The organism is Marispirochaeta aestuarii (assembly GCF_002087085.1).
GTDB classification, from domain to species: Bacteria; Spirochaetota; Spirochaetia; order JC444; family Marispirochaetaceae; genus Marispirochaeta; species Marispirochaeta aestuarii.
The window spans coordinates 173,366-193,480 of record NZ_MWQY01000006.1 but is presented as its reverse complement, the minus strand read 5'-3'; the positions used below and the strand labels follow the sequence as shown (position 1 = coordinate 193,480).

General features: G+C 53.3%; 19 protein-coding genes. 12 read left to right on the top strand and 7 right to left on the bottom strand.

Annotated elements, in window-relative coordinates; all coding sequences use genetic code 11:
- Positions 1-7: 7 nt before the first annotated feature.
- The 3 genes from B4O97_RS07055 to B4O97_RS07045 are packed head-to-tail and all read left to right on the top strand — an operon-like array spanning position 8 to position 1,651.
- On the top strand, positions 8-271 hold the full coding sequence (locus B4O97_RS07055) for a DUF1883 domain-containing protein (RefSeq protein ID WP_083049526.1): 264 nt from the start codon (positions 8-10) through the stop codon (positions 269-271).
- A 43-nt stretch (positions 272-314) separates the two neighbouring features.
- Positions 315-968 carry a rhomboid family intramembrane serine protease gene (locus B4O97_RS07050; protein ID WP_083049524.1) on the top strand — a complete coding sequence of 218 codons (654 nt, stop codon included), beginning with the start codon at positions 315-317 and terminating at the stop codon, positions 966-968.
- The gene (locus B4O97_RS07045) at positions 968-1,651 is read left to right on the top strand and encodes a hypothetical protein (protein WP_083049523.1); all 684 of its coding nucleotides are present in this window, start codon (positions 968-970) and stop codon (positions 1,649-1,651) included. Before B4O97_RS07050 ends, B4O97_RS07045 begins: the two co-directional genes overlap by 1 nt.
- A 9-nt stretch (positions 1,652-1,660) precedes the next feature.
- Here B4O97_RS07045 and B4O97_RS07040 read toward each other — a convergent pair whose 3' ends face one another.
- Positions 1,661-2,119, bottom strand: coding sequence for a divergent PAP2 family protein (locus B4O97_RS07040; RefSeq protein ID WP_083049521.1), 459 nt, complete (start codon positions 2,117-2,119; stop codon positions 1,661-1,663).
- Between the two features lie 55 nt (positions 2,120-2,174).
- Between B4O97_RS07040 and B4O97_RS07035 the strand changes: the two genes are divergently transcribed.
- A complete protein-coding gene (locus tag B4O97_RS07035; RefSeq protein ID WP_083049520.1) occupies positions 2,175-4,952 on the top strand; it encodes an ATP-binding protein in 2,778 nt (925 codons plus the stop codon).
- A 2-nt stretch (positions 4,953-4,954) separates the two neighbouring features.
- On the opposite strand, the gene B4O97_RS07030 is transcribed toward B4O97_RS07035, so the two are convergent.
- From B4O97_RS07030 to B4O97_RS07020, 3 genes are all read right to left on the bottom strand, one after another.
- Positions 4,955-6,034 (bottom strand): adenosine deaminase, encoded by a 1,080-nt coding sequence (locus tag B4O97_RS07030; protein ID WP_083049518.1) that lies wholly within the window; start codon positions 6,032-6,034, stop codon positions 4,955-4,957.
- A gap of 14 nt (positions 6,035-6,048) precedes the next feature.
- Positions 6,049-7,683 (bottom strand): bifunctional diguanylate cyclase/phosphodiesterase, encoded by a 1,635-nt coding sequence (locus tag B4O97_RS07025; RefSeq protein WP_158084197.1) that lies wholly within the window; start codon positions 7,681-7,683, stop codon positions 6,049-6,051.
- Between the two features lie 71 nt (positions 7,684-7,754).
- Positions 7,755-8,717, bottom strand: coding sequence for a transaldolase family protein (locus B4O97_RS07020; RefSeq protein WP_083049515.1), 963 nt, complete (start codon positions 8,715-8,717; stop codon positions 7,755-7,757).
- A gap of 160 nt (positions 8,718-8,877) precedes the next feature.
- Between B4O97_RS07020 and B4O97_RS07015 the strand changes: the two genes are divergently transcribed.
- The 5 genes from B4O97_RS07015 (at position 8,878) to groL (ending at position 14,231) form a co-directional block, all read left to right on the top strand.
- A complete protein-coding gene (locus tag B4O97_RS07015; protein WP_083049514.1) occupies positions 8,878-10,842 on the top strand; it encodes a putative bifunctional diguanylate cyclase/phosphodiesterase in 1,965 nt (654 codons plus the stop codon).
- Complete coding sequence (locus B4O97_RS07010) at positions 10,808-11,275, top strand: hypothetical protein (protein ID WP_083049512.1); 468 nt, start codon at positions 10,808-10,810, stop codon at positions 11,273-11,275. The genes B4O97_RS07015 and B4O97_RS07010 overlap by 35 nt, the downstream gene beginning before the upstream one ends.
- A 230-nt stretch (positions 11,276-11,505) precedes the next feature.
- Positions 11,506-12,042 (top strand): ferritin, encoded by a 537-nt coding sequence (locus tag B4O97_RS07005; protein WP_083049510.1) that lies wholly within the window; start codon positions 11,506-11,508, stop codon positions 12,040-12,042.
- A 276-nt stretch (positions 12,043-12,318) separates the two neighbouring features.
- On the top strand, positions 12,319-12,585 hold the full coding sequence (locus tag B4O97_RS07000) for a co-chaperone GroES (RefSeq protein ID WP_083049508.1): 267 nt from the start codon (positions 12,319-12,321) through the stop codon (positions 12,583-12,585).
- Between the two features lie 11 nt (positions 12,586-12,596).
- On the top strand, positions 12,597-14,231 hold the full coding sequence (gene groL / locus B4O97_RS06995) for a chaperonin GroEL (RefSeq protein ID WP_083049507.1): 1,635 nt from the start codon (positions 12,597-12,599) through the stop codon (positions 14,229-14,231).
- A gap of 44 nt (positions 14,232-14,275) precedes the next feature.
- Here the strand turns inward: groL and B4O97_RS06990 are convergent, their stop codons facing one another.
- Both B4O97_RS06990 and B4O97_RS06985 read right to left on the bottom strand, forming a co-directional pair.
- Positions 14,276-15,457, bottom strand: a complete 1,182-nt coding sequence (locus B4O97_RS06990; RefSeq protein WP_143305582.1) for an MFS transporter — start codon at positions 15,455-15,457, stop codon at positions 14,276-14,278.
- Between the two features lie 98 nt (positions 15,458-15,555).
- Positions 15,556-15,930, bottom strand: a complete 375-nt coding sequence (locus B4O97_RS06985; protein ID WP_083049504.1) for a hypothetical protein — start codon at positions 15,928-15,930, stop codon at positions 15,556-15,558.
- A 271-nt stretch (positions 15,931-16,201) separates the two neighbouring features.
- Between B4O97_RS06985 and B4O97_RS06980 the strand changes: the two genes are divergently transcribed.
- The gene (locus tag B4O97_RS06980) at positions 16,202-18,130 is read left to right on the top strand and encodes a hypothetical protein (RefSeq protein WP_083049502.1); all 1,929 of its coding nucleotides are present in this window, start codon (positions 16,202-16,204) and stop codon (positions 18,128-18,130) included.
- 20 nt (positions 18,131-18,150) lie between these two features.
- Here B4O97_RS06980 and B4O97_RS06975 read toward each other — a convergent pair whose 3' ends face one another.
- Positions 18,151-19,122 (bottom strand): acetylxylan esterase, encoded by a 972-nt coding sequence (locus B4O97_RS06975; protein WP_083049501.1) that lies wholly within the window; start codon positions 19,120-19,122, stop codon positions 18,151-18,153.
- Positions 19,123-19,451: 329 nt separating this feature from the next.
- On the opposite strand from B4O97_RS06975, the gene B4O97_RS06970 reads away from it, so the two are divergent.
- Positions 19,452-19,727 (top strand): RNA recognition motif domain-containing protein, encoded by a 276-nt coding sequence (locus B4O97_RS06970; RefSeq protein ID WP_083049499.1) that lies wholly within the window; start codon positions 19,452-19,454, stop codon positions 19,725-19,727.
- 78 nt (positions 19,728-19,805) lie between these two features.
- A complete protein-coding gene (locus B4O97_RS06965) occupies positions 19,806-20,003 on the top strand; it encodes a hypothetical protein (protein ID WP_083049498.1) in 198 nt (65 codons plus the stop codon).
- The last annotated feature ends 112 nt before the right edge of the window (positions 20,004-20,115 follow it).

The following is a 20,115-nucleotide window of genomic DNA, read 5'->3' as shown; positions in this document are numbered from 1 at the left end:
CAGGCAGATGAATTTCCTCCATTATACGATCAGGTCCGGTCCGGACACAATCATCCGGGTCAACATTGACCGGCGGGCCAATATACGTCTTATGGATGAGCTGAATTACCACAAGTACAAGATGAAAAAACGCTACTCCTTTGTCGGGGGACTGTATGATCCCCCCAGGGCGGAGCTTCGTCCCCTGCGGCAGGGGGAATGGCACATCGTCGTCGATCTCGAAGGACTGGACGGGGATGTTCATGCTTTTGTCGATTTATTACGGATGTAGGGCCTGTTGACCATCCCACACTTTACCCGTATTTTTATGAGATATGAGTGTCCCCTTTTATAAAAAACGGCTGCCCTTTGTGTATACCAATGCTGCCCTTACGCTGATCATCATTAATGTGGGAGTCTTTTTTCTAAACTATGCCATTCCGGAAACCAGGGTTCTCCTGGCGATGGTTCCTCCCTGGATTGTCTCCCGGGGCTACATCTGGCAGTTCGTTACCTACATGTTTACCCATGCGGATATGTCTCATATCCTTTTTAATATGCTGGGACTCTTCTTTTTCGGAGTCCAGGTGGAACACCGTATGGGCAGCTACGAATTTGTCCTCTTTTACATGGTAACGGGGGTGCTCGCAGGGGTGTTCTCGTTCCTTGTTTTCTATATCTCCGGCACCGTCACTGTTCTGCTGGGAGCTTCCGGAGCGGTCTTCGCCGTGCTCCTGGCCTTTGCTATCTATTATCCTGATGCCAGGATATTCATAATGGGTATTATCCCGGTCAAATCGACCCATCTGGTAATCGGATACACTGCAATCGAAATATTCTCCCAGGTTGTCAGTGTCAACTCCGGCATAGCCCATATGACCCACCTCGCCGGCTTCGGTTTTGCTTTTCTCTACTTTGTCCTGCGCCTGGGAATCAACCCCCTGGATGTTTTTCGCGGCGGCAGCGGACGGGGCGGATACTGGCGCTGATGCAGTCCAACCGGAGTCCCGGAGGCAGCGGTGTTTCCAAGTCGCTGCTTTGTCTTCTCTTCTGCCTGGTTTTTCAGGCCCTCGGTGCCCAGGAGTATCCCCCCGTCGAGGCGGACATCTGGATCGAACTGGACAGCGCTGCCGGAGATCTTGATCCGGTGGCCTTCGCCGAGGCCCGGAAACTGGCCGATGCGGAAGCCCGGTTTCTACTCTCCGGAATGGTCTACGGTTATACCTTCTCGTATCGTCCTCTGGACAGGGAACGGGGCATCGGCGAAGAGTTTATCCTTGAGCCCACCTCGTTGATTCCCCGGGAGGCCCTTGTTCCCGTGGACGTACGGGGCCGGGGCAGCAGGGCAATGCTGCTCTATCGCTACTATCCCGGCCGGGAAGAATACCTCAGGATCAGCGGCTGGCTCAGCGCGGCCATCCCCAGCGTTATGGGCTACGGAGAAGAACGGGCGGTCCTGGGGCATGAGGGAAAGATGGAGGCCTATCACAGGGCCCTGAAGGAGGCGGTCCGGGAATACGCCCGGCCGCGGATGCGCAACAAGCCGATGCGTCTGGAAGGAGAGCTCCTGCTTATCGATACCCCCAGTGTCAGTATTGTCGCCGGACGCTACGCCGCAAAGATGCGCTGTAAAATCATCCTCCGGAAGACGAGCACCTACGGAAGCTACTGAAGGGACCGTCTACAAGGGATTCCCGGTACTCCCCGGGACAAATCTCAGGGAGAAAAATGCCAGAGGAAGCGCCAGGATGATTCCCAGGACGATTCCCGCGGCGATCTCCGCGGCATCGTGGCCGATGGTTTCCGGCAGTCGAGCCGCAGGACCTCCTTCTTCCGGATGATCCTTCTTGATGATGTGGATAACCTGCTGCAGGGTCCCCCGGACCCGCAGGGCGTCATGAATGACGATAAAGGCGAGTACCAGGGTTGCGGAGAAAACCTCTGACCCGATACCGCTGCGCACCCCGACTGCAACGCAGAGGGCGGTAACAAAAGCGGAATGAGCGGAGGGCATACCGCCGGAGGAAAAAAAGTACCGGGGACTCAGGTGCCGGTCCCTGATGGAACAGGAGACGAATTTGATAAGCTGGCACAACTGCTGAACCCCAAGGGCGATCAGCAGTGAAACTGGTATCTGCATATATGTTTATTAGCATGTTCTATGGCTTTTCGTCGATACATCGGATATTCTCTACATGATGGTTTTTCTCCGGCTCCCCATTCTCCTTCTCTGCTTTCTTGTTCCCCTCTATTCCGATCCTCCGGTACATCTGAATACCGAAGGCCCGACGGTGCTTGAGGGGTCCTGGAGCATTCGCTGTGAGTCTCAGGTGGGACTGCCGGAGCTGTCCGAGGGAGGAGGTTTTTCCGAATGGAAGGAGATTGAACTTCCTGCGGAACCTGAGCCCGGCGGACGGCGCTACCCTGTATTCCACCTTGTCCGGGAGTTTTCTATTCCTCCGGAACTAAAGGGCGAAGAGCTCTTTGTTCTGATGGGAAAACGCTGGGGAGCCGTGCGGGTACGAATAAACGGTATTGAGGTTCTCACCCACGGGAGTTTTTCTCCGGATTACCACTACCATGAAGCCCGCAGAGTCAACGCTCCCATACCGAAGGGGGTCCTCCGTTATGACGAGGGCAACTGGATTGATATCCTCTACAGTCCCGAGGCGGACCGGACTGTTATTACTCCTCCCACCCTGGGTTTCCGTGAGGATTACCGGTTCTACGAGGGACTGGTCAATTTTATCAATGTCGATCTGTACCGGTACCTCTCATTTCTTTCCCTCTTTGTGGCCTTTTTCTACTTTATGCAGTTTTTCGTACGTCCCAAGGAACGGAATAATCTTATTTTCGCCCTGGTAAATGTAGGCTTCACTATCTATCTGATCCGCCTGGGGTACTCCTTTCCCCAGCTCCCCTTTACTCCCTTCTTCGCATTCTCCAAGGCGATCTTCTTTCCGTCGGTAACCCTGATGACATCCTTTGTGGCCCGCTATCTGGAATCAACGGGTCTGAAGCGGCAGATGCCGTATTTCTGGACCTTCAGCATTTTTTCCTTTCTCGGGATTTTCTTCTTCGGTAAAACCACCCTGATGGTGGATATAATTTTCTCCTGGTCCCTCTTTCTTGTCAGTCTTCAGATTATTCTCATGGCCGTCATTACCACCGGGGCATTCCGCAGGGGTGTTCCGGATACCCTGCCCATGCTGATCGGGGTATACCTGGGCGGGCTGATCGGTGCCCATGACATCATCTATATGATGCTGAGGATCTATCCCATCTGGTGGATTCAGGGAATCGCCATCTTTACCTTCGATATGGGGGTCTTTGCCTCCCTTGCGATGCGCTCCATGCGACTTCACAGCGAACTGGAACGCTACTCCGAAATGATCGAGCAGAAGGTCATGGATCGTACCCGGGAGCTGCAGCGGGCCAATACCGATCTCCACGATGCCATGGAAGCCGCCAGGCACGCCAGTCAGGCAAAGAGCCGTTTTCTTGCGAATATCAGCCACGAGATGCGAACCCCCCTGAACTGTATCATCGGTTTCAGTGAGATGATCAGCCGGCGAGTCGACCATGACCAGAAGAAAAACCTGGATATTGTTCTTGAAGAGTCTGAACGACTCCTGACCCTGATAAACCAGCTTCTGGACATCGAAAAGATCGAGGCGGGGAAAATTTCCCTTGATCCGGCAACCTTCAATCTGAAGGAATTCCTTCAAAGCATAGAAAACAGTTTCGCCGTCCATTGCGCCGATAAGGGGCTCTATCTGCAGGTGGAAGAGGGCAACGATGTCCCGGAGCTGATAGAAGCCGACTCTTTCCGGCTGCGCCAGGTGCTGGATAATCTTGTCAGCAATGCCGTGAAGTTTACCTCCCGCGGAGGGATCAGGGTTTCCGTGGCGGTCGAGGAATGGCCGGGGAACCGGGAGCTTGTTTTGAAATTCTCCGTTGCGGATACAGGTATCGGTATCCCCCGGGAACAGGCGGAAACCATTTTTGACAGTTTCGAGCAGGGTGACACCAGCAGAACCCGTCTTTACGGCGGAACGGGACTTGGCACAACGATAACCAAGCAGCTTGTTACCCTCATGAAAGGGGAGATAGGCCTGGAGAGTGAAATTGGATTCGGTTCTCTCTTCTGGTTTACCCTGCCCTGCCGTGTCCCGATGGAAGACGGGTTCCCTGATGCGAAAAATGCTTCCCCTGGCAGTGTGGAGCTGATCCAGGGCAGTCCGAAGGTACTGGTGGTGGAGGATTATCTTCCCAACCGGGTTATCGCCCGGAGTCACCTGGAGTCGGTGGGGTGCCAGGTTTCCGAGGCACTGAACGGCAGAGAAGCGGTTGAACTGGCAGAGCAGCGCTTTTTCGATCTTATACTCATGGATGTTCAAATGCCGGAGATGGACGGACTGGAGGCCACGGCCCTGATCCGGCAGGGACCGAACCGGGAGACTCCCATTGTAGGATTGACGGCAAACGCCTTTCCCGATGATCTGCGGCAGTACCGGCAGGCCGGGATGAACGGGGTCCTTACCAAACCTCTGCGCAGGGAGGCATTTTTATCCGATGTGGCTTCCTGGCTCAGTTCGGGCAGCGCTTCAGAGGAAGCTTCTCAGGAAAAGGGAGATTCCTCCATGGTCTGCGATTTTGCTTCCCTGGTTCGGGACCTGGGGGGAGACAGGGCTGCCGCGCTGCAGATGGTACAGGGATTCGCCGGCGGTATCGAGGGGCAGCTGGAACGGATCGGGAAAGCCCTGGAAAAACAGGACTGGAAGCTTGTTCACCGGGAGCTTCATTCCCTTAAAGGGGGAGGCCTGAACCTCTTTGCCTTGGAAATTGCCGATATTGCCCGAAAGGCCGAACAGGCAGCCAAGACCGGTGAAGAACGGGAAGTTCGTATTGCCCTGCCTGCCCTTGAAAAGGCTGCTGAAGCCTTCGGGCGTTTTCTCCGGGACCTTCCCTGAGTCTACATGTTCGGATTTATGGTTTCCCGCAGCTGTGCGAAGCGCGGTTTGAGTACATCATAGATCAGCTCGATTCTTTCATTATAGCCGATAAAGGCGGACTTCATGGCATTGATGCTGAGCTTTTCGAGATCCCGAATATCCAGTCCGTAGTATTCCACCGCCAGACCCATCTCCTTGCTGAGGCTCGTGTTGCTCATAAGGCGATTGTCCGTACAGAGCATGACCCGGAAGTTGTTCCGGTGATAGATTTGAAAAGGATGGGTGTCCAGGCTCTTCGCCGCGCCGGTCTGTACGTTGGAGGAAAGGCAGATCTCCATGGGGATGCGTTTGTCCAGAATGTAGGAGGAGAGAGTCCCCATCTTTTCGATCCTCGTTCCATGAACCACCATATCTTCCACCAGCCGGGTGGCGTGTCCTATACGGTGGGCACCGCAGATCTGCACTGCCTGCCAGATCGATTCAACACCGAAGGCTTCGCCGGCATGGATCGTTATATTGAAATTCCTGTTCTTGATGTACTGAAAAGCGTCGAGATGTTTTTTGGGGGGGTGCCCGAATTCGTCTCCGGCAATATCGAAGCCGACGACGCCCCGTGAACGGAAGGCTACCGCCAGTTCGGCAATCTCCAGAGAGACCTTCTGGTGACGCATGGCGCAGAGGATCAGTCCGTATTTTACGCCGGTTTCCTGGCTTCCCTCATCAAGTCCTTCGAGAACCGATTTGACCACCTCTTCAATGTTCAACCCCTGCTTCTGGTGCAGACAGGGGGCAAAACGTATTTCCCCGTAGACAACGTTGTCCTCCGCCAGGGTATGCATATGTTCCCGGGCCACCCGGCGCAGGGATTCTCTGGACTGCATGAGGGCGGTTGTGTAGGCAAAGCCTTCAAGATAGAGGGAGAGGCTCTTCCGGTCGGCTCCCCGGTGAAACCAGGCTGCCAGCTCTTCGGGGGTGGCGGCGGGCAGCTGGACGCCCTCTTTTTCCGCGAGCTCCAGTATGGTCCGGGGCCGCAGGCTGCCGTCGAGATGGTCGTGAAGCTCCACCTTGGGCAGCTGTTTGATCATTTCTTCTGTTACCATGCTGTTAAGGTAACCTATTTTAGGGTCTGCAGCAATCTGTCTTCAGAAACGGGCAGGATATCCTCCGCCGGAGCTCCGAAATAATAGCCCTGGAGGTAGTCAATCTTCATGCGCTTGAGGTGCTGCAGGATGGACTCGTCTTCCACGTATTCTGCGACAGTCTTTATTCCGAGACCGACGGCAAAATTGTGGATATTTTCAACAATGAAGCGGTTCTGCGGGCTGCGGACGATATTGCGGACAAGGGCGCCGTTTATCTTCAGATAATCCACCCTCAGTCGGGAAACGTTCTCGAAGTTGGAGTAGCCGGAGCCGAAATCATCAATAGCAATTTTGCAGCCGTAGGTCTTTACCAGCTGGATAAAGGTCATAACCTGGGGATAATTATTGATGCTTTCCGACTCAAGAATCTCAAAAATCACCCGGTTATGCAGTTTTGGATGGGTTTCCAGGATTTCCAGAATGGTGGAAACAGTTTCGGGGTCATCCATATCGTCCATGGAGATATTGACGGTGAACTGATAGGGCAGATCGTTAAAGTAGTCCGCGGCTTTTCTGAAGACCATCCGGGTAATCAGGGAGTAGAGGCGTGCCTTTTTTGAGATCTCCAGAAAAAAGTGAGGAGGGTATACCACGCCGTCGGGATCGATGAGTCGTGCAAGGCATTCATAGGATTCCGGTTGGCCGGTGTTGCTGTTTATTATGGCCATGTAGTAGGGAACAATCCTGTTATGTTCCAGGGCCTCGGTCAATACCTTCAATGAGTGGATGTTTTTGTGGTAATTCTCCCGGGTATCGATGGTCTGGGTAAAGAAGAGGTAGGGCTTATGGATCTTTTTCGCCGTCTTCAGGGCCATATCTGCCTGGGCAAGAACATTGTCGTTTTCGTTTATGCGGGAGTCACCAATACCTATGCTCACCCTCAGGCGTATCTCGCTTTCGTCGATGGAGAACTCCTGGGCCGCAATACGACTGCTCAGGGTTTCAGCCAGGATGCTCAACTGCTGCCGGGTGGAAAAGTCCCCGGAGTTCTCGAAGAGCAGGGCAAATTCATCGGCGGTCAGTTTGTAATATGAGCAGGGAAGATCCCGAATAACCGACTGAATCAGCTCTGCAAGTTCCCTGAGGATCGTGTCTCCAGCCTTGGGACTGAAAACATCATTTATCTCCTTGAAGTCATCAATATTGATCAGGAACAGTATGGGGGTGCGAATATGCTGAACATCCTTTATCAGCTGATTTCGATTCGGCAGGCCGGTGAGCTGATCAGAATAGAGGAGTCGTGCCAGATGACGGTTTCCCCGGTTTCTGTAGCGCTGCTGCAGCCATGCGGCTGGTATGTTGACCAGGATCATGGCCGAGATCAGCCGCAGCTCCACTGTATAGACCCCGGAGGAAGAATAGGGCAGCAGAAAGGAGACCTCAAAATAAAAGAGCCCCAGAAACAGCAGGCTGAACAGCGTACCGCGGACAAGCCCGTTCAGCATGAAAAAGAACATGGGGAGAACAAGGACCGGATAGGTTAGCCAGGGAGTGAGAGGAAATCCCAGGGGCGTCATGAGGCCTGCCATCAGCAGCAGAAGGCTCATTCCCAGGGAGAGGTCCCCGGAAAAAGCGTGAGGAGTGACTGGATCAGCTGCTCTGGCCATTTTCTTCATATCCGTATTCAGGGAATAATAATCTAATTTTCATTTATAGTAAAGTATTTAGAATTATTAGTTTAATTGGAGTCAATGGCGTTTCTAATTATCAGTACAAGCTCATCATAGGCGTTCCGGGACTGAAGGGCGATATCCCGCAGCTCATTCCGGTTCTGCATACCCGGGGTTCCGGAGGCGGTTTCTGCTTCGGGTGCAGGGACGCCCTGCTTGCCGGCGACCGGTTTTTTTTGATAATTCCTGACAGCCTCGGGTGTCGCCACGATTATCGGGAACCCCATGAATCGCCGTATTTTTTCCTCGCTGTCCATTCCGCAGGCAATCAGGGTTGTCTTTTCCGGTTTTTCAAGGTGGTCAAAAAGGGATTGCAGCTCCTGTGCTGAGGGCATCGGGACTTCCCGGGTATCATGAAAGTTCCCAAGGGCTACATAATTCGGGGAGGCATGGAGGATCGAGTTTTTTACCTGCTGCGGGCTGTATTCTGTGCGAACTATAATCGGTATTCCTGCTTTCTGCAGTTCAGCAGCAGCCGTGATACCTTCGGAACTGTAGGGTAATGCCGGAAGGAGATGTTCCGGGCATACCTGGTACAGTCGTCTGGCGTACTGGCTGATCTCCGATGCGCTGTCGGAAAAGAGGGGAATTTCCACACAAACCCGGGCGGCAAACCTTTTTGAGGTCGCCACCGCGTTGCGGGCGTTTATTATGAAGGCGATCTCCTTGATTCGCTCGTCCCCCGGAAGGCCCTTGAGGACGCTGTTGGCTTCCAGGGTGAGCCCGGTAAAGTGATCCTGTCGGAATGCATCGATAACCAGGGGGGTATCGAGGTATACAGCTTCCATGTCCCTGGTCCAGACCTCCTGTGCGGAGGTATCGTTACCGTAAAGCCAGACTCTGCTGCCGGTTTCCCGGTATTCCCGCCACACCGGATCGGAAGGATAATCCCGGTTATCTATCTCCATGGCGGTCTCATCGAGGATAAAGGCTTTTATATGCTCCGCCACGGGGTCTCTGAATTCAATCATGCCCTGCCTCACTACCAAGGTACTATTCCCGGAAGGGAAGGAAAAGAAAAACCACCTGAGGTTCCTTTAAATCCCCCGGTCCTGGTGAGAACATCTTCCGGAAAAAAAACTGCAGCTTTCCACTGAATTGTGTATACTGTAAAGACAGAGAGAAAATGTCATGATACAAAAGCAGGTTGCGAAACCGGAGGAGCCGGCCTCCTTGCCGAGTGAGAAGATCCGCCGCTATCGCAGGGAACTTGAAGATCTGAAGAGTCGCTATCAGGCCCTGGCGGAAACAGCTTCTGATGTGATAATCCAGGTTTCTCAGGACCTCCGTATTGTCTACGCCAACTCCCAGGTACATGGCATTTTCAAAACCACTCCCAAAAAGATTGTCGGCCGTTCCTTTGCGGCTCTTTTTCCACCCGGAGAATTCCGGAGAGTTGAGGATAGAATCCGCAGTTATTTTCTGCTTTCCCTGGCAGAACGGAAGAAACGTGGGATAAGTAACCATATGGAGCTTCTGGGGGAGACAGCCGGGAATGAGATCCTTCCCCTGGAAATATCCTTCGGGGTTTCCGTGTCCACCAATCAGGGCCGGATTATGCCCTGCATTATCCGGGATATCTCTGAACGGAAAAAAACCGAAAGAAAGCTCCGCTACCTGGCCTATCATGACAAACTCACTGATCTGGGTAACCGCGACCTTTTTCATATCTATCTGACTGAATACCTGAACGAGACCCTCCGCTATGGAGAGCGGAAGGGGGCGCTGCTTTTTCTGGACCTTGACGGTTTCAAGAAGGTAAACGATTCCCTGGGGCACCACGTGGGGGACTCCATTCTCGTGGAATGCACTCACCGCCTTCATAACTGCCTCAGGGAGAGCGACCAGATTTTTCGGGTGGAGAACCTGGAGATGGAACGCCGCAAGGAGGGGGTGTTCAGGTTCGGGGGGGATGAGTTCGTCATTCTGCTGCCTCACCTGCGCGATCCCCGGGAAGCCGCTGTTGTCGCTCTGAAGATCATCAACGATATTCGCCGACCCTATTCAATCCGGGAGAATCCCGATCTGCCCTATATCAGTCTCGGGGTCAGCATAGGCATTGCCATAATACCCGATGACGGCAGCGATATCTCTCTCCTTATATCCAATGCCGACATTGCCATGTACCGGGCCAAGGAACGGGGCAACACCTACCGTTTTTTTACCCCCGAGATGAACAGGGAGGTAACCCGCAGGCTGCATCTCGAGGAGGGGCTGCGGGCGGCTATCTGTGCATCCCAGCTTACTCTCTATTTTCAGCCCATCCATCGGAACGGAGACGGTATAGTGGGATTCGAGGCTCTTGTTCGCTGGGTGCATCCGGGAGAGGGTCTTGTTCTTCCCGGTGATTTTATAACCCTGGCGGAGGAAACCGGCATTATCGTACCCCTTGGTGCGATGGTTCTGCTCAAGGCCTGCCACATGCTGAGCCATCTTCAGCGCCATGGCTGCTCGAATCTGTATTTAAGCGTCAATATTAGTCCCCGGCAGTTCGACGATCCCTTTTTCGAGAGCAAGGTCGCGGAAGCCCTGGAGAAGTACAAGGTGGATCCCCGGGGTCTTAAGCTGGAGATGACTGAAGGTGTTTTTATCCGCAACCCCGTGGACGCCTCGCTGAGAATTAATGATCTTAAAACCCGTTTTCCGGGTCTCACCTTTATGATCGATGATTTCGGTACAGGATTTTCTTCCTTCAGTTATCTCTCAAAACTTCCGGTGGATGTAATCAAGATCGATCAGACCTTTATCAGCGGTCTGGACCAGGAACATAACCGCAAGATCGTCAAGGGGATTATCAATCTGGTAAAGAGCCTTGACCTTGATGTCGTCGCGGAGGGTGTTCAGAACCTTGAGCATGTTGAGTATCTGGAAAAGCATGGATGTTATCAGCATCAGGGGTATTATTATTACAAACCCATGACTGCGGACGAACTGCTGCATGTACTCTGGGAGCAGAATCACCATGACGGAGAGGGGGTATGTAGTGGCTGGAAAGGAACAGAAAAAGAAAACCGGAAAAGAAGGCCGAAAAACGGTTCAGGACGATCCGCGGCAGCCGCTTATGAAGGAGCTGCGGGGACTTATCAGGGAGATTGACCGGGACGGCCTGCTGTTCCTGATTAAACAGGCCAATACCCTGATTTATAATCAGCGGGTGGAAAAGCTCAACCGGGAGGCGGAACAGGATCGCCGGAACCCTCCCGCTACACAACAGAAGAAGCAGGAGAATCCCTCGGTACAGGAAGGCGGTGTCAGCATAGAACGGGGGGCCTTCGGCCGCAGTTTCATCCTTGATCTCGGACAGGTTCGCAAAACCTTTGACGAGGGTGAGATGCTCGGTCTGGTAGGCGTCGCCAAGGCCGGAACCTCCCCCCGGGACGGTGCGGCGAGGATTTATCGATGGCTTAGCCGTAACCGGGATGACGTGCTGCTTGATGCGGGTATCAACAGTGCCGGGAATTCCATTCTGGCGGATCTCTGGAAGGTGCTGGGCAGATCCTTCTCGATAAGAAATCAAGGGCAGCTCTAAGAACGTGGTATTTTTTCCATAGTCAAGGAGGAAAGATTTTTTAGCGCCCGCAAACTCTTGTGGTAACAAGAGTTGAGGACCGCGGGAAATCCTGACGACGCAGGATATGGTGAAATAGAGTAGTTTTTAGCGGTGTCCTCAATAACAGTTCCTGAAAAATCTTTACCTCAGCCCTGTGCCTGAGTATTTTTTCATATCAGTATTAGCATTCTCAGAATAAGGAGACACAGATGATTTCGGAAAAAATGAGCAAGGCTTTGAATGAGCAGATAAACAAGGAGATGTACTCGGGGTATCTGTACATGGCTATGTCCGCCTGGTGCAATGATCAGGGACTCGAGGGGTTTGCCCACTGGTTCATGGTTCAGTATCACGAAGAGATGTTCCATGCAATGAAAATTTACGAGTACCTCTTCGACCAGGGCAGCAAACCCGTACTTCTTGCCATTGATAAACCTCAGGAGAACTGGGATTCTCCCATGGATGTTCTCAAGGAGACACTGGAACACGAAAAGAAGGTTACCGCTTCGATACATTCACTGGTGGCCCTGGCGGAGGATGAGAAGGATTATGCCAGCCGGATCTTCCTGCAGTGGTACGTGAGCGAACAGGTCGAGGAAGAAAAGAATGCTTCGGACATGATTACCCGGATGGAGATCTCCGCCGGCGCAAAGGGACCGGGGCTGTATATGGTCGACAGGGAACTGAAATCCCGGGCTGTGACTATTCCCACCAGTTTTGTCGGACCTCTGGGAGCGGAAGACTAAGAAGAAGCTTCTCCGGAGGAGGAACGATCCTTCTCCGGAGAACTGCTGAGTAAATTTGATACACTTTTTACGGAAAAAAAACGTACCTGTGTCACATTGTCCTGTCCCGGGATATTTTCTTTAAAAACTGATGACAAAGACGACGAATAATTATATATTATGCAGGTAATTATAAAAAAATGCCGTGTTGGCACGTTTTTTGCTTTAAGACATATAGAATTACTGAGCCCTCTTCGGTGAAGAGGTTAAATCTTCTTACAAGCATGGAGAAACACAATGAAGCTCAAGCCTTTAGGCGACCGCGTACTGGTTAAGCGGGCCGAATCCGAAACAAAGACGAAAAGCGGAATCTTTATTCCCGATACCGCTCAGGAAAAGACTACTCAGGGTTTTGTCGTCGCAGTAGGTGATGATGAAGCGATCAAGGTAAAACCGAAGGACAAGATTCTTTTTGACAAGTACGCCGGAACAGAGATCAAGGTCGACGGCGAGGATCATGTAATCATGCGCAACGATGATATACAGGCAGTTATTGAGGAGTAGAGGGTAGATATATGGCAGCAAAACAGCTTCTTTTTGACGAGGCAGCTCGGCAGAAACTCCTGAAGGGTGTGGAGAAACTCTCCAACGCCGTCAAGGTAACTCTCGGCCCCAAAGGCCGGAATGTTGTACTGGACAAGAGCTTCGGCGCTCCCACGGTGACCAAGGACGGTGTTACCGTAGCCAAGGAGATCGAGCTGGAGGATGAATTCGAAAGCATGGGCGCCAAACTCCTCAAGGAGGTTGCGACCAAGACCAATGATGTAGCCGGCGACGGAACGACAACCGCGACGGTTCTTGCCCACTCCATCGTGCGTGAAGGGCTCAAGAACGTTGCCGCCGGCATGAACCCCATGGGGCTCAAGCGGGGCATCGATATGGCTGTGGAGAAATCCGTGGCTTCCATCAAGAAGATTGCAACCCCCATCAAGGACAAGAGCGACATTGAACACGTGGCTTCCGTATCCGCCAACAATGACGGGGAAATCGGAAAGCTCATCGCCGACGCCATGGACAAGGTCGGAAAGGACGGAGTTATTACCGTTGAGGAATCCAAGTCCATGGACACCTCCCTCGAGGTTGTGGAGGGAATGCAGTTCGACCGCGGATACCTCTCTCCCTATTTCGCTACCAACCGGGAGACCATGACCGTCGAAATGGAAGATCCCTTTATTCTTATCCATGACAAGAAGATCTCCGCCATGAAGGACCTTCTCCCCGTATTGGAGAAGGTGGCCCAGAATGGTCGTCCCCTTCTGATTATTGCCGAGGATGTGGAAGGCGAAGCCCTTGCCACCCTCGTGGTCAATAACATCCGGGGCACCTTAAAGGCCTGTGCGGTTAAAGCTCCCGGTTTTGGCGATCGCCGCAAGGCAATGCTGGAAGACCTGGCGATCCTTACCGGCGGTACGGTTATCTCCGAGGAGATGGGATACAAACTCGAAAGCACCACTCTGGAGCAGCTGGGTAAGGCAAAGAGTATCAAGGTCGACAAGGAGAACACAACCGTCATCGAGGGAGCAGGCAGCGAGAAGGACATAAAAGGCCGCGTAGCCCAGATCAAGGCACAGATCGAGGAAACCAGCTCCGACTATGATCGTGAGAAGCTGCAGGAACGTCTGGCCAAGCTCGCAGGCGGTGTCGCGGTAATCAATATCGGGGCCGCCACCGAAGTCGAGATGAAAGAGAAGAAGCACCGGGTGGAAGATGCCCTGTCGGCCACTCGTGCGGCCGTAGAGGAAGGCATCGTGGTCGGTGGAGGCATCGCCCTGATGCGGGCCGTCGCGAACCTTGAGAAAGAGGATGTCTCCAGTCTTAGCGACGATGAGAAAGCCGGCTTTGCCATCGTAAGGCGGGCCCTGGAAGCTCCTTTACGCCAGATTGCGGAGAACGCCGGTCTGGACGGTTCCATTATCGCCGACAAGGCCAAGGGACAGAAAGACGGTATGGGTTTCAATGCCAGCACCATGGAGTGGGCGGACCTGGTAAAGGCCGGAATTATCGATCCTGCCAAGGTAACCCGCTCGGCACTGCAGAATGCGGCCTCCATTGCCTCCCTGCTGCTGACCACTGAGTGCATCATTACCGATCTGCCGGAGAAGGACAAAGCTGCTCCCAACATGGCAGGTATGGGCGGAGATATGTACTAAAGAATTCTGTGCATTGAGTAATCGAGGCCGTTTCCTGAGAATTATCAGGAAGCGGCCTTTTTTGTGCTCCTGGAAAGCTTCCGGTAACTCAGGACCTGTGCGAAAGAAGCCGCCGCAACCGCCAGGGCGATCATCACCATTACGGACCGGAAGGAAAACCACTGGTATAGAAGCCCTCCCCCTGCGGAGCCCAGCACCACTCCGAAGGTAAGGGATCCCTCATGAATGGCCATGCGCTGTTCCCGGTTCAGGGCACCGGAAACCCCGTGGAAGATACTGGTGGCGTACTGCAGTGCGAAGATCAGTCCGAAGAAAATATACAGCGTAAGATACGTTCCCGGTCTGAAGGCGAAGGCGAGTAGCAGGGCGCATGCCCCGAGGAGCAGCTGGCTTATACTTATCTGCAGCGGATTATGGTGCCAGAAGATGGTCTTTCCGGCCAGGTAAAAACCTGCCACGGTAACAGCTCCCCGCAGAAAAAGAAGAAGCCCCGTAAAGCTTTCAGCATATCCAAGGACATCCTCGGCATACATGGGAAAGATGAACATAAGCGCTCCCAGAAGGGTGTAAGAGGAAGAGACGCCTATCCAGCCGGCATAACGGAGGGGCGAGCTCTGGTCCTTGATTTTCGGCAGGTCAATTTCAGGCAGATCGGCGATCCTGCTTTTCCTGCGCCGGGAGAGACTGAAGGTGGTGATGTAGAGTACTGCCACAAAACCGTACAGCAGGGCAATGACCAAAAGGGGGAGCCGCAGGCTCTGTTCAATCAGAAGTCCGGCAATAAAGGGTCCTGCCCCGGCTCCTGTACTCCAGGCAAGATTGAACCCCCCCACCGCCCGGCTCAGGTCCCGTCCTTCGAGACCTTCGGAGAGCCAGCCCATAAGAGGGGGCCAGTGAAGGGCGGTAATAAGGCCGAAAAGCATATACCAGAAGAGGGCGGAAATCTCCCAGGGAATGATCAGGATCAGGAGGGTGGAGATCCCCATTACCGAGGTCGCAAGAGGCAGGGCCCGACGGTAGGAGAGCCGGCGGCTTATGCCCCCCAGACCGATACATCCGATCAGATATGCAAAGGCCCAGAATGCGGACATCCATCCCACCAGTGCGGGGGATGTACCGTAGGTTCTGCGCATAAAAAAGATTACGCTGAAATTCAGCATGGTTATGCCGCCGTTCACCATAAAGGCCGCAGGGTAAATAAGGAATCGTTTATCCGGACTGCTCATATTCCGCTTTGTACAGGAAAAAGAGGGGGCTGCCAATAGTCGGAAGAAAAGAAAACCGGCAGTTCCGGCTGCCGGTTAAATTCAAGAGTTGGGGTGCTCTAATTTGTGTATTTGATTACTGTCCCTTTGATAACGATCTTTCCGGGATTGTAGATGCTGAAAGTGATTGCATTCAGCAGAAGATTCAGAAAACCCGCGCCGTACTCGATGGTTACATCAATGGCGGCATCCCCGCCTTTCTTCTGAATCTCGTCGGAAATTATGGAAAAGATCCGTTCATCATTGTCCGAAAGTTTTATCAGACTGCCGCCGGACCAGCCGCCGATTATCCCGTGCTGAGACAGGGTCCTTTCGAACTCGCCCACCACGTTGAACGACGGAGTTTCCCGGGTCATCTGCATTCCCTGAAAACTTGCTGTGGTACAGGAAACTGCAAATACAAGAGTAATAAGCAAAAGACCGACTCGCTTCATCATGACCTCCAAATGTTATGATTGCGCTAAAGAATACGTGCTATTCCCTCCTTTGATCAACTGCCTCGCCCCCCCTCCCCGGGGGAGGGAGAATAATTCCGGTGTCTCCAGTCGGGCAGCCCGCTGTGCCGGCACACCGATGGTCATGCTTTGGAGAAAACCTGTAATCTGTTTGAAAGAGTCTGGATCAGGCTTTATACTTATACCCTGAAATGGCCCGACAATTTATCCGCAGAATTCGATAGTATTCTGCATAAGACAAGGATCGCTGATGCTTACAACTGCAGAGCTTTTTTCTCTTCTGATTCCGGCACTTCTTGAAGGAGTGGAGACGGGAGGTGACGAAGCCGCACGAGGGGCGGATGACTTTTTCGAGGTTCTCAGCGGGTCCGCCCCCAGGGAGACGCTGACCGAACCATTTCTGACGCTGGTTGATTGTATCGAGGATGAATTTCTCCAGTTACAGGAGAGCAGCGTCTCCAGGGACATTGAGGAGCTTGTCCGTTTTCTGGGTTCCGGCGCTTCAATAAAGGAACGGCCCGGGCTGCTGTGGAAGGTCTTCTTTCCGGAAGCCCTCTATCTGGACGATGATCCTCGGGCGCAGATCGACAAACTGCGGAAACGTCGCCGGATCAAAGTCCTGCGCCCCGCCGAAGTTCCCATCACCAGGCCGGAAAGGGAGATGCTCTTTACCTCGAATGTCCTGCTCACAGTACCGGTGCCCGGAAAAGATCCGGTACCGGCGGATAATTCCCTTCGTAAAAAAGCCCTGGATGCGGCAAAGGGGCCGCAGCAGTACTGGTACGACCATCCGGTTCCCCTTGGGACATCTCCGGAATCCAACGAGGTTCTGTACGGTTTAAAGGGACTTGCCCGGGCCTATGGTGTGGAGAAGGAACGGCGTCCAGGGGCAGACGCCTCTCATGTAAAAGTACTGCTTTCGATATCCGTTACCCACCGGGATCTGCGTCCCCTTGCAGGGGAGTGGCTCAGCTCCGTTCTTTCTGGAGAAGAGAAAAAAAGTCTCGAAGGTCTCGAGGTTTTCGGTTTTACCGAGGACGATACGGCGGAAATTCTGAATATCCTGGCTCCCTGTATTGACGGGGACGAAGAACGGCTCCTGCTGCGGGAAGTCTTCGGCGTTGATGGAGAGTATGGCAGGCACTACAGCTTTTTAAAAGCATTTCCCGCCCTGTGGTCGGTGTTGCTGGACCCGGATATCCGGGGTACCTTCAAGATCGATCTGGATCAGGTTTTTCCCCAGCAGGAACTGATTGCCGAGACCGGCAAATCGGCATTCGAGCTTTTCACTTCGCCCCTGTGGGGCGCGTATGGGCGGGATTTTCAGGGAAAAGAGTGTGAACTCGGCATGATAGCCGGGGCGCTGGTCAATGAAGGAGACATCCGTCGGGGACTTTTTACGCCGGATATCCCGTGGCCCGAGTCGACTCCCACGGGAGAGGATCTCTTCTTTTTCAAACAGCGCCCCATGGCGGTTTCCACCAGGGCGGAGATGATGACCCGCTATGGCGAAGAGGGCATGCCCGATGGAACAGATTCGGCAATAGAGCGTTTCCACGTTACCGGGGGCACCAACGGGATTCTCCTGGAGAGTCTCAGGCGGCACCGCCCCTTTACCCCGGGCTTTGTAGGCCGTGCTGAGGATCAGGCATATATTCTGTCCACCTTTACCGCCGAAGGACCGCCCCGCCTGGGATACCTGCACCAGCCCGGGCTGATAATGCGTCACGACAAGGAGGCCTTTGCATCCCAGGCGGTAACGGCCGGGAAAGCCGGTTCCTATGTGGGAGACCTGGTCCGTACCCTGGTTTTTTCCGATTATGCGTCGTTTCTGCAGGGTGGACAGAAAATGACCAAGGCCATGGTCGATCCCTTTACCGGCTGTTTTATCAGTGCGGCTCCGGCCATCTCCGCAGGTCTGCGTCTTGCCCTGCACCTTGTGGATACCTCCAAGGGGAGTCCCGGGGCACGTAAAGAGGTACTTGAACTGGCTGCCCGTCGGCTCCCGGAGATTCTGAAGAGAAAACGCGGGCCCCGGGGAGAGCTCGCGCACCGGTGGCAGCGTGAACGGCGGGCCTGGAACCTGTATTACGATCTTCTTGACCGTCTCGAGGAGGCCCCGCCCGAGGGAGTCAGAGACGCTTTCAGCAGACTGGTTGAACGCTGCCGGCTGGTATGAAACCTGCGGTACCGGAATGCCTATAATCCGAGACCCTTCAGAAAGTCGAGCTGTTCGAGAAACTGGTATCCTTCGCCCCCCTCATGACCGTTGAAGGTATAGGTGCTGATCTGCTTTTTACCTTTCCAGTGGTTGTATGCGGCAAAGACCGTGGAGGGGGGGCAGATCTGGTCCATAAGGGATGTGGAAAAGAGGGCCGGCATTCCCGCGCGCTTTGCAAAATGCAGGTTGTCGAAATAGTCCAGCACCTCGAAAACCAGATCTTCCCTGTCCCTGTGGGTATGACAGAACTCGGCGATCTCCTTGTAGGGGGACATATCGGTAATGGTTGTGGCTCTCCTGAAATGGCAGAGAAAGGGCACATCCGGCATGGCTGCAGCAACCCTTCCGTCCAGAGCTGCAGCGGCTATCGCCAGCCCTCCACCCTGACTGATTCCTGTCACTATGATTCTGTCTTCGTCGATGCCGTCGTGAGTCCGTGCTGTTTCAATTGCCCGGACAGCATCGCTTATCAGGCGCCGGTAGTAATATGTTTCCCGGGAGAGGATTCCCCGGGTCATAAAGCCGGGATAATGAGGATTGCTTCCCTGCATTTCCGGGTCCGGAGTGTCCCCGCGTCTCCATTTTGACCCCTGTCCCCGGGTATCCATTATGAGATTCGCATACCCGGCAGCGGCCCAGCTGAGCCAGTCGGTGGGGAATCCCCTGCCACCGCCGTAGCCAATGAACTGGACCACGCAGGCCAGATCCTTTTTGCGGCTGGCCGGGAGCAGAAGCCAGCCTTTTATCTCCTGTCCCATAAAACCGGCGAAGGTCACGTCATAACTTTCGATCTCCGTAAGGTGGAAATCCGCCGGGGTAAAACGGGGATTCAGGGGACAGGAACGGGTGTCCTTCAGGGTTTCGTACCAGAACTGATCAAAGTCCGGGGGTTCGGGAATCTCCGGCATGAAGTGGTGGAGTTCCTCCCTGGAAAGATCGTAAAAAGCCATTGTCCCCTCCTTGAGATCTGCGCGGTATGGTCAGTCTATCCCAGGTATATCGGGATGAGAAGAGTTTTTTTTGCTCTTGACTGCAGTGACTATCTCTGCTAGTATGATCGGGTAACCAAAACGTTCGGTGCTTATGCCGGCCGTTGTTCTTTGTACTGTGCTGGTTTTCTAAAAGGTTTTAGACTGCTTTTCGGCCTTCGTTCTTGCTTAGACGATCTTTCGATTGCATTTTCCCTTTACGATACTGGTCTGAATTCCACAAGGAACAAAAAGTTACAGATATTTGTTGTCATCCGCACCGAGGAATAGCGGATGAGAGGAGCAGAACATTGGCAAAGAAGATTTATGTGGGTAATCTTAATTACTCCACCACCGAGGATCAGCTGAATCAGGCCTTCGCGCAGTACGGAAATGTAATAAGCGCAAAGATCATCACTGACCGCTACACTGACCGGTCCAAGGGATTCGGTTTCGTCGAAATGGAAGAGGATGATTCCGCTGAAGCGGCGATTTCCGCGCTGAACGGTCAGCAGCTTGACGGCCGCGAACTGCGGGTCAGCGAAGCCAACGACCGGAAGCCCCGGGAACGCAGATTTCAGTACTAGTTTCAGTACGCAATAATTGAATAACTGAAATACACGAGCCAGGCCCCATGGCCTGGCTTTTTCTTTTAAGGAGAGTCAGTGGGACGAAATCATTTTTCATATGAAAAACGCAGACGCGAGCTGGAGAAAAAGAAAAAGAAAGAAGAGAAAAAGTTGAAAAAACAGGAAGGCGACAGCGACGGTGGACAGATTGCCGATGAAGAAACCCTGAAGGACCTCTTCTTTGTCCCCGAGGAAGAGAGTCTGGAGTCTGAAACTGAAGACGAAGAGGAATAAGCTTCGGGATATCCGATAGCCTGAGTCCTGCTCCGTTTGTCGGGTATCCTGATTCCTTTTTAGAGGTTCCCATATATATTTTTAGTATCCATTTGCGGTCAGGCGAAACAGC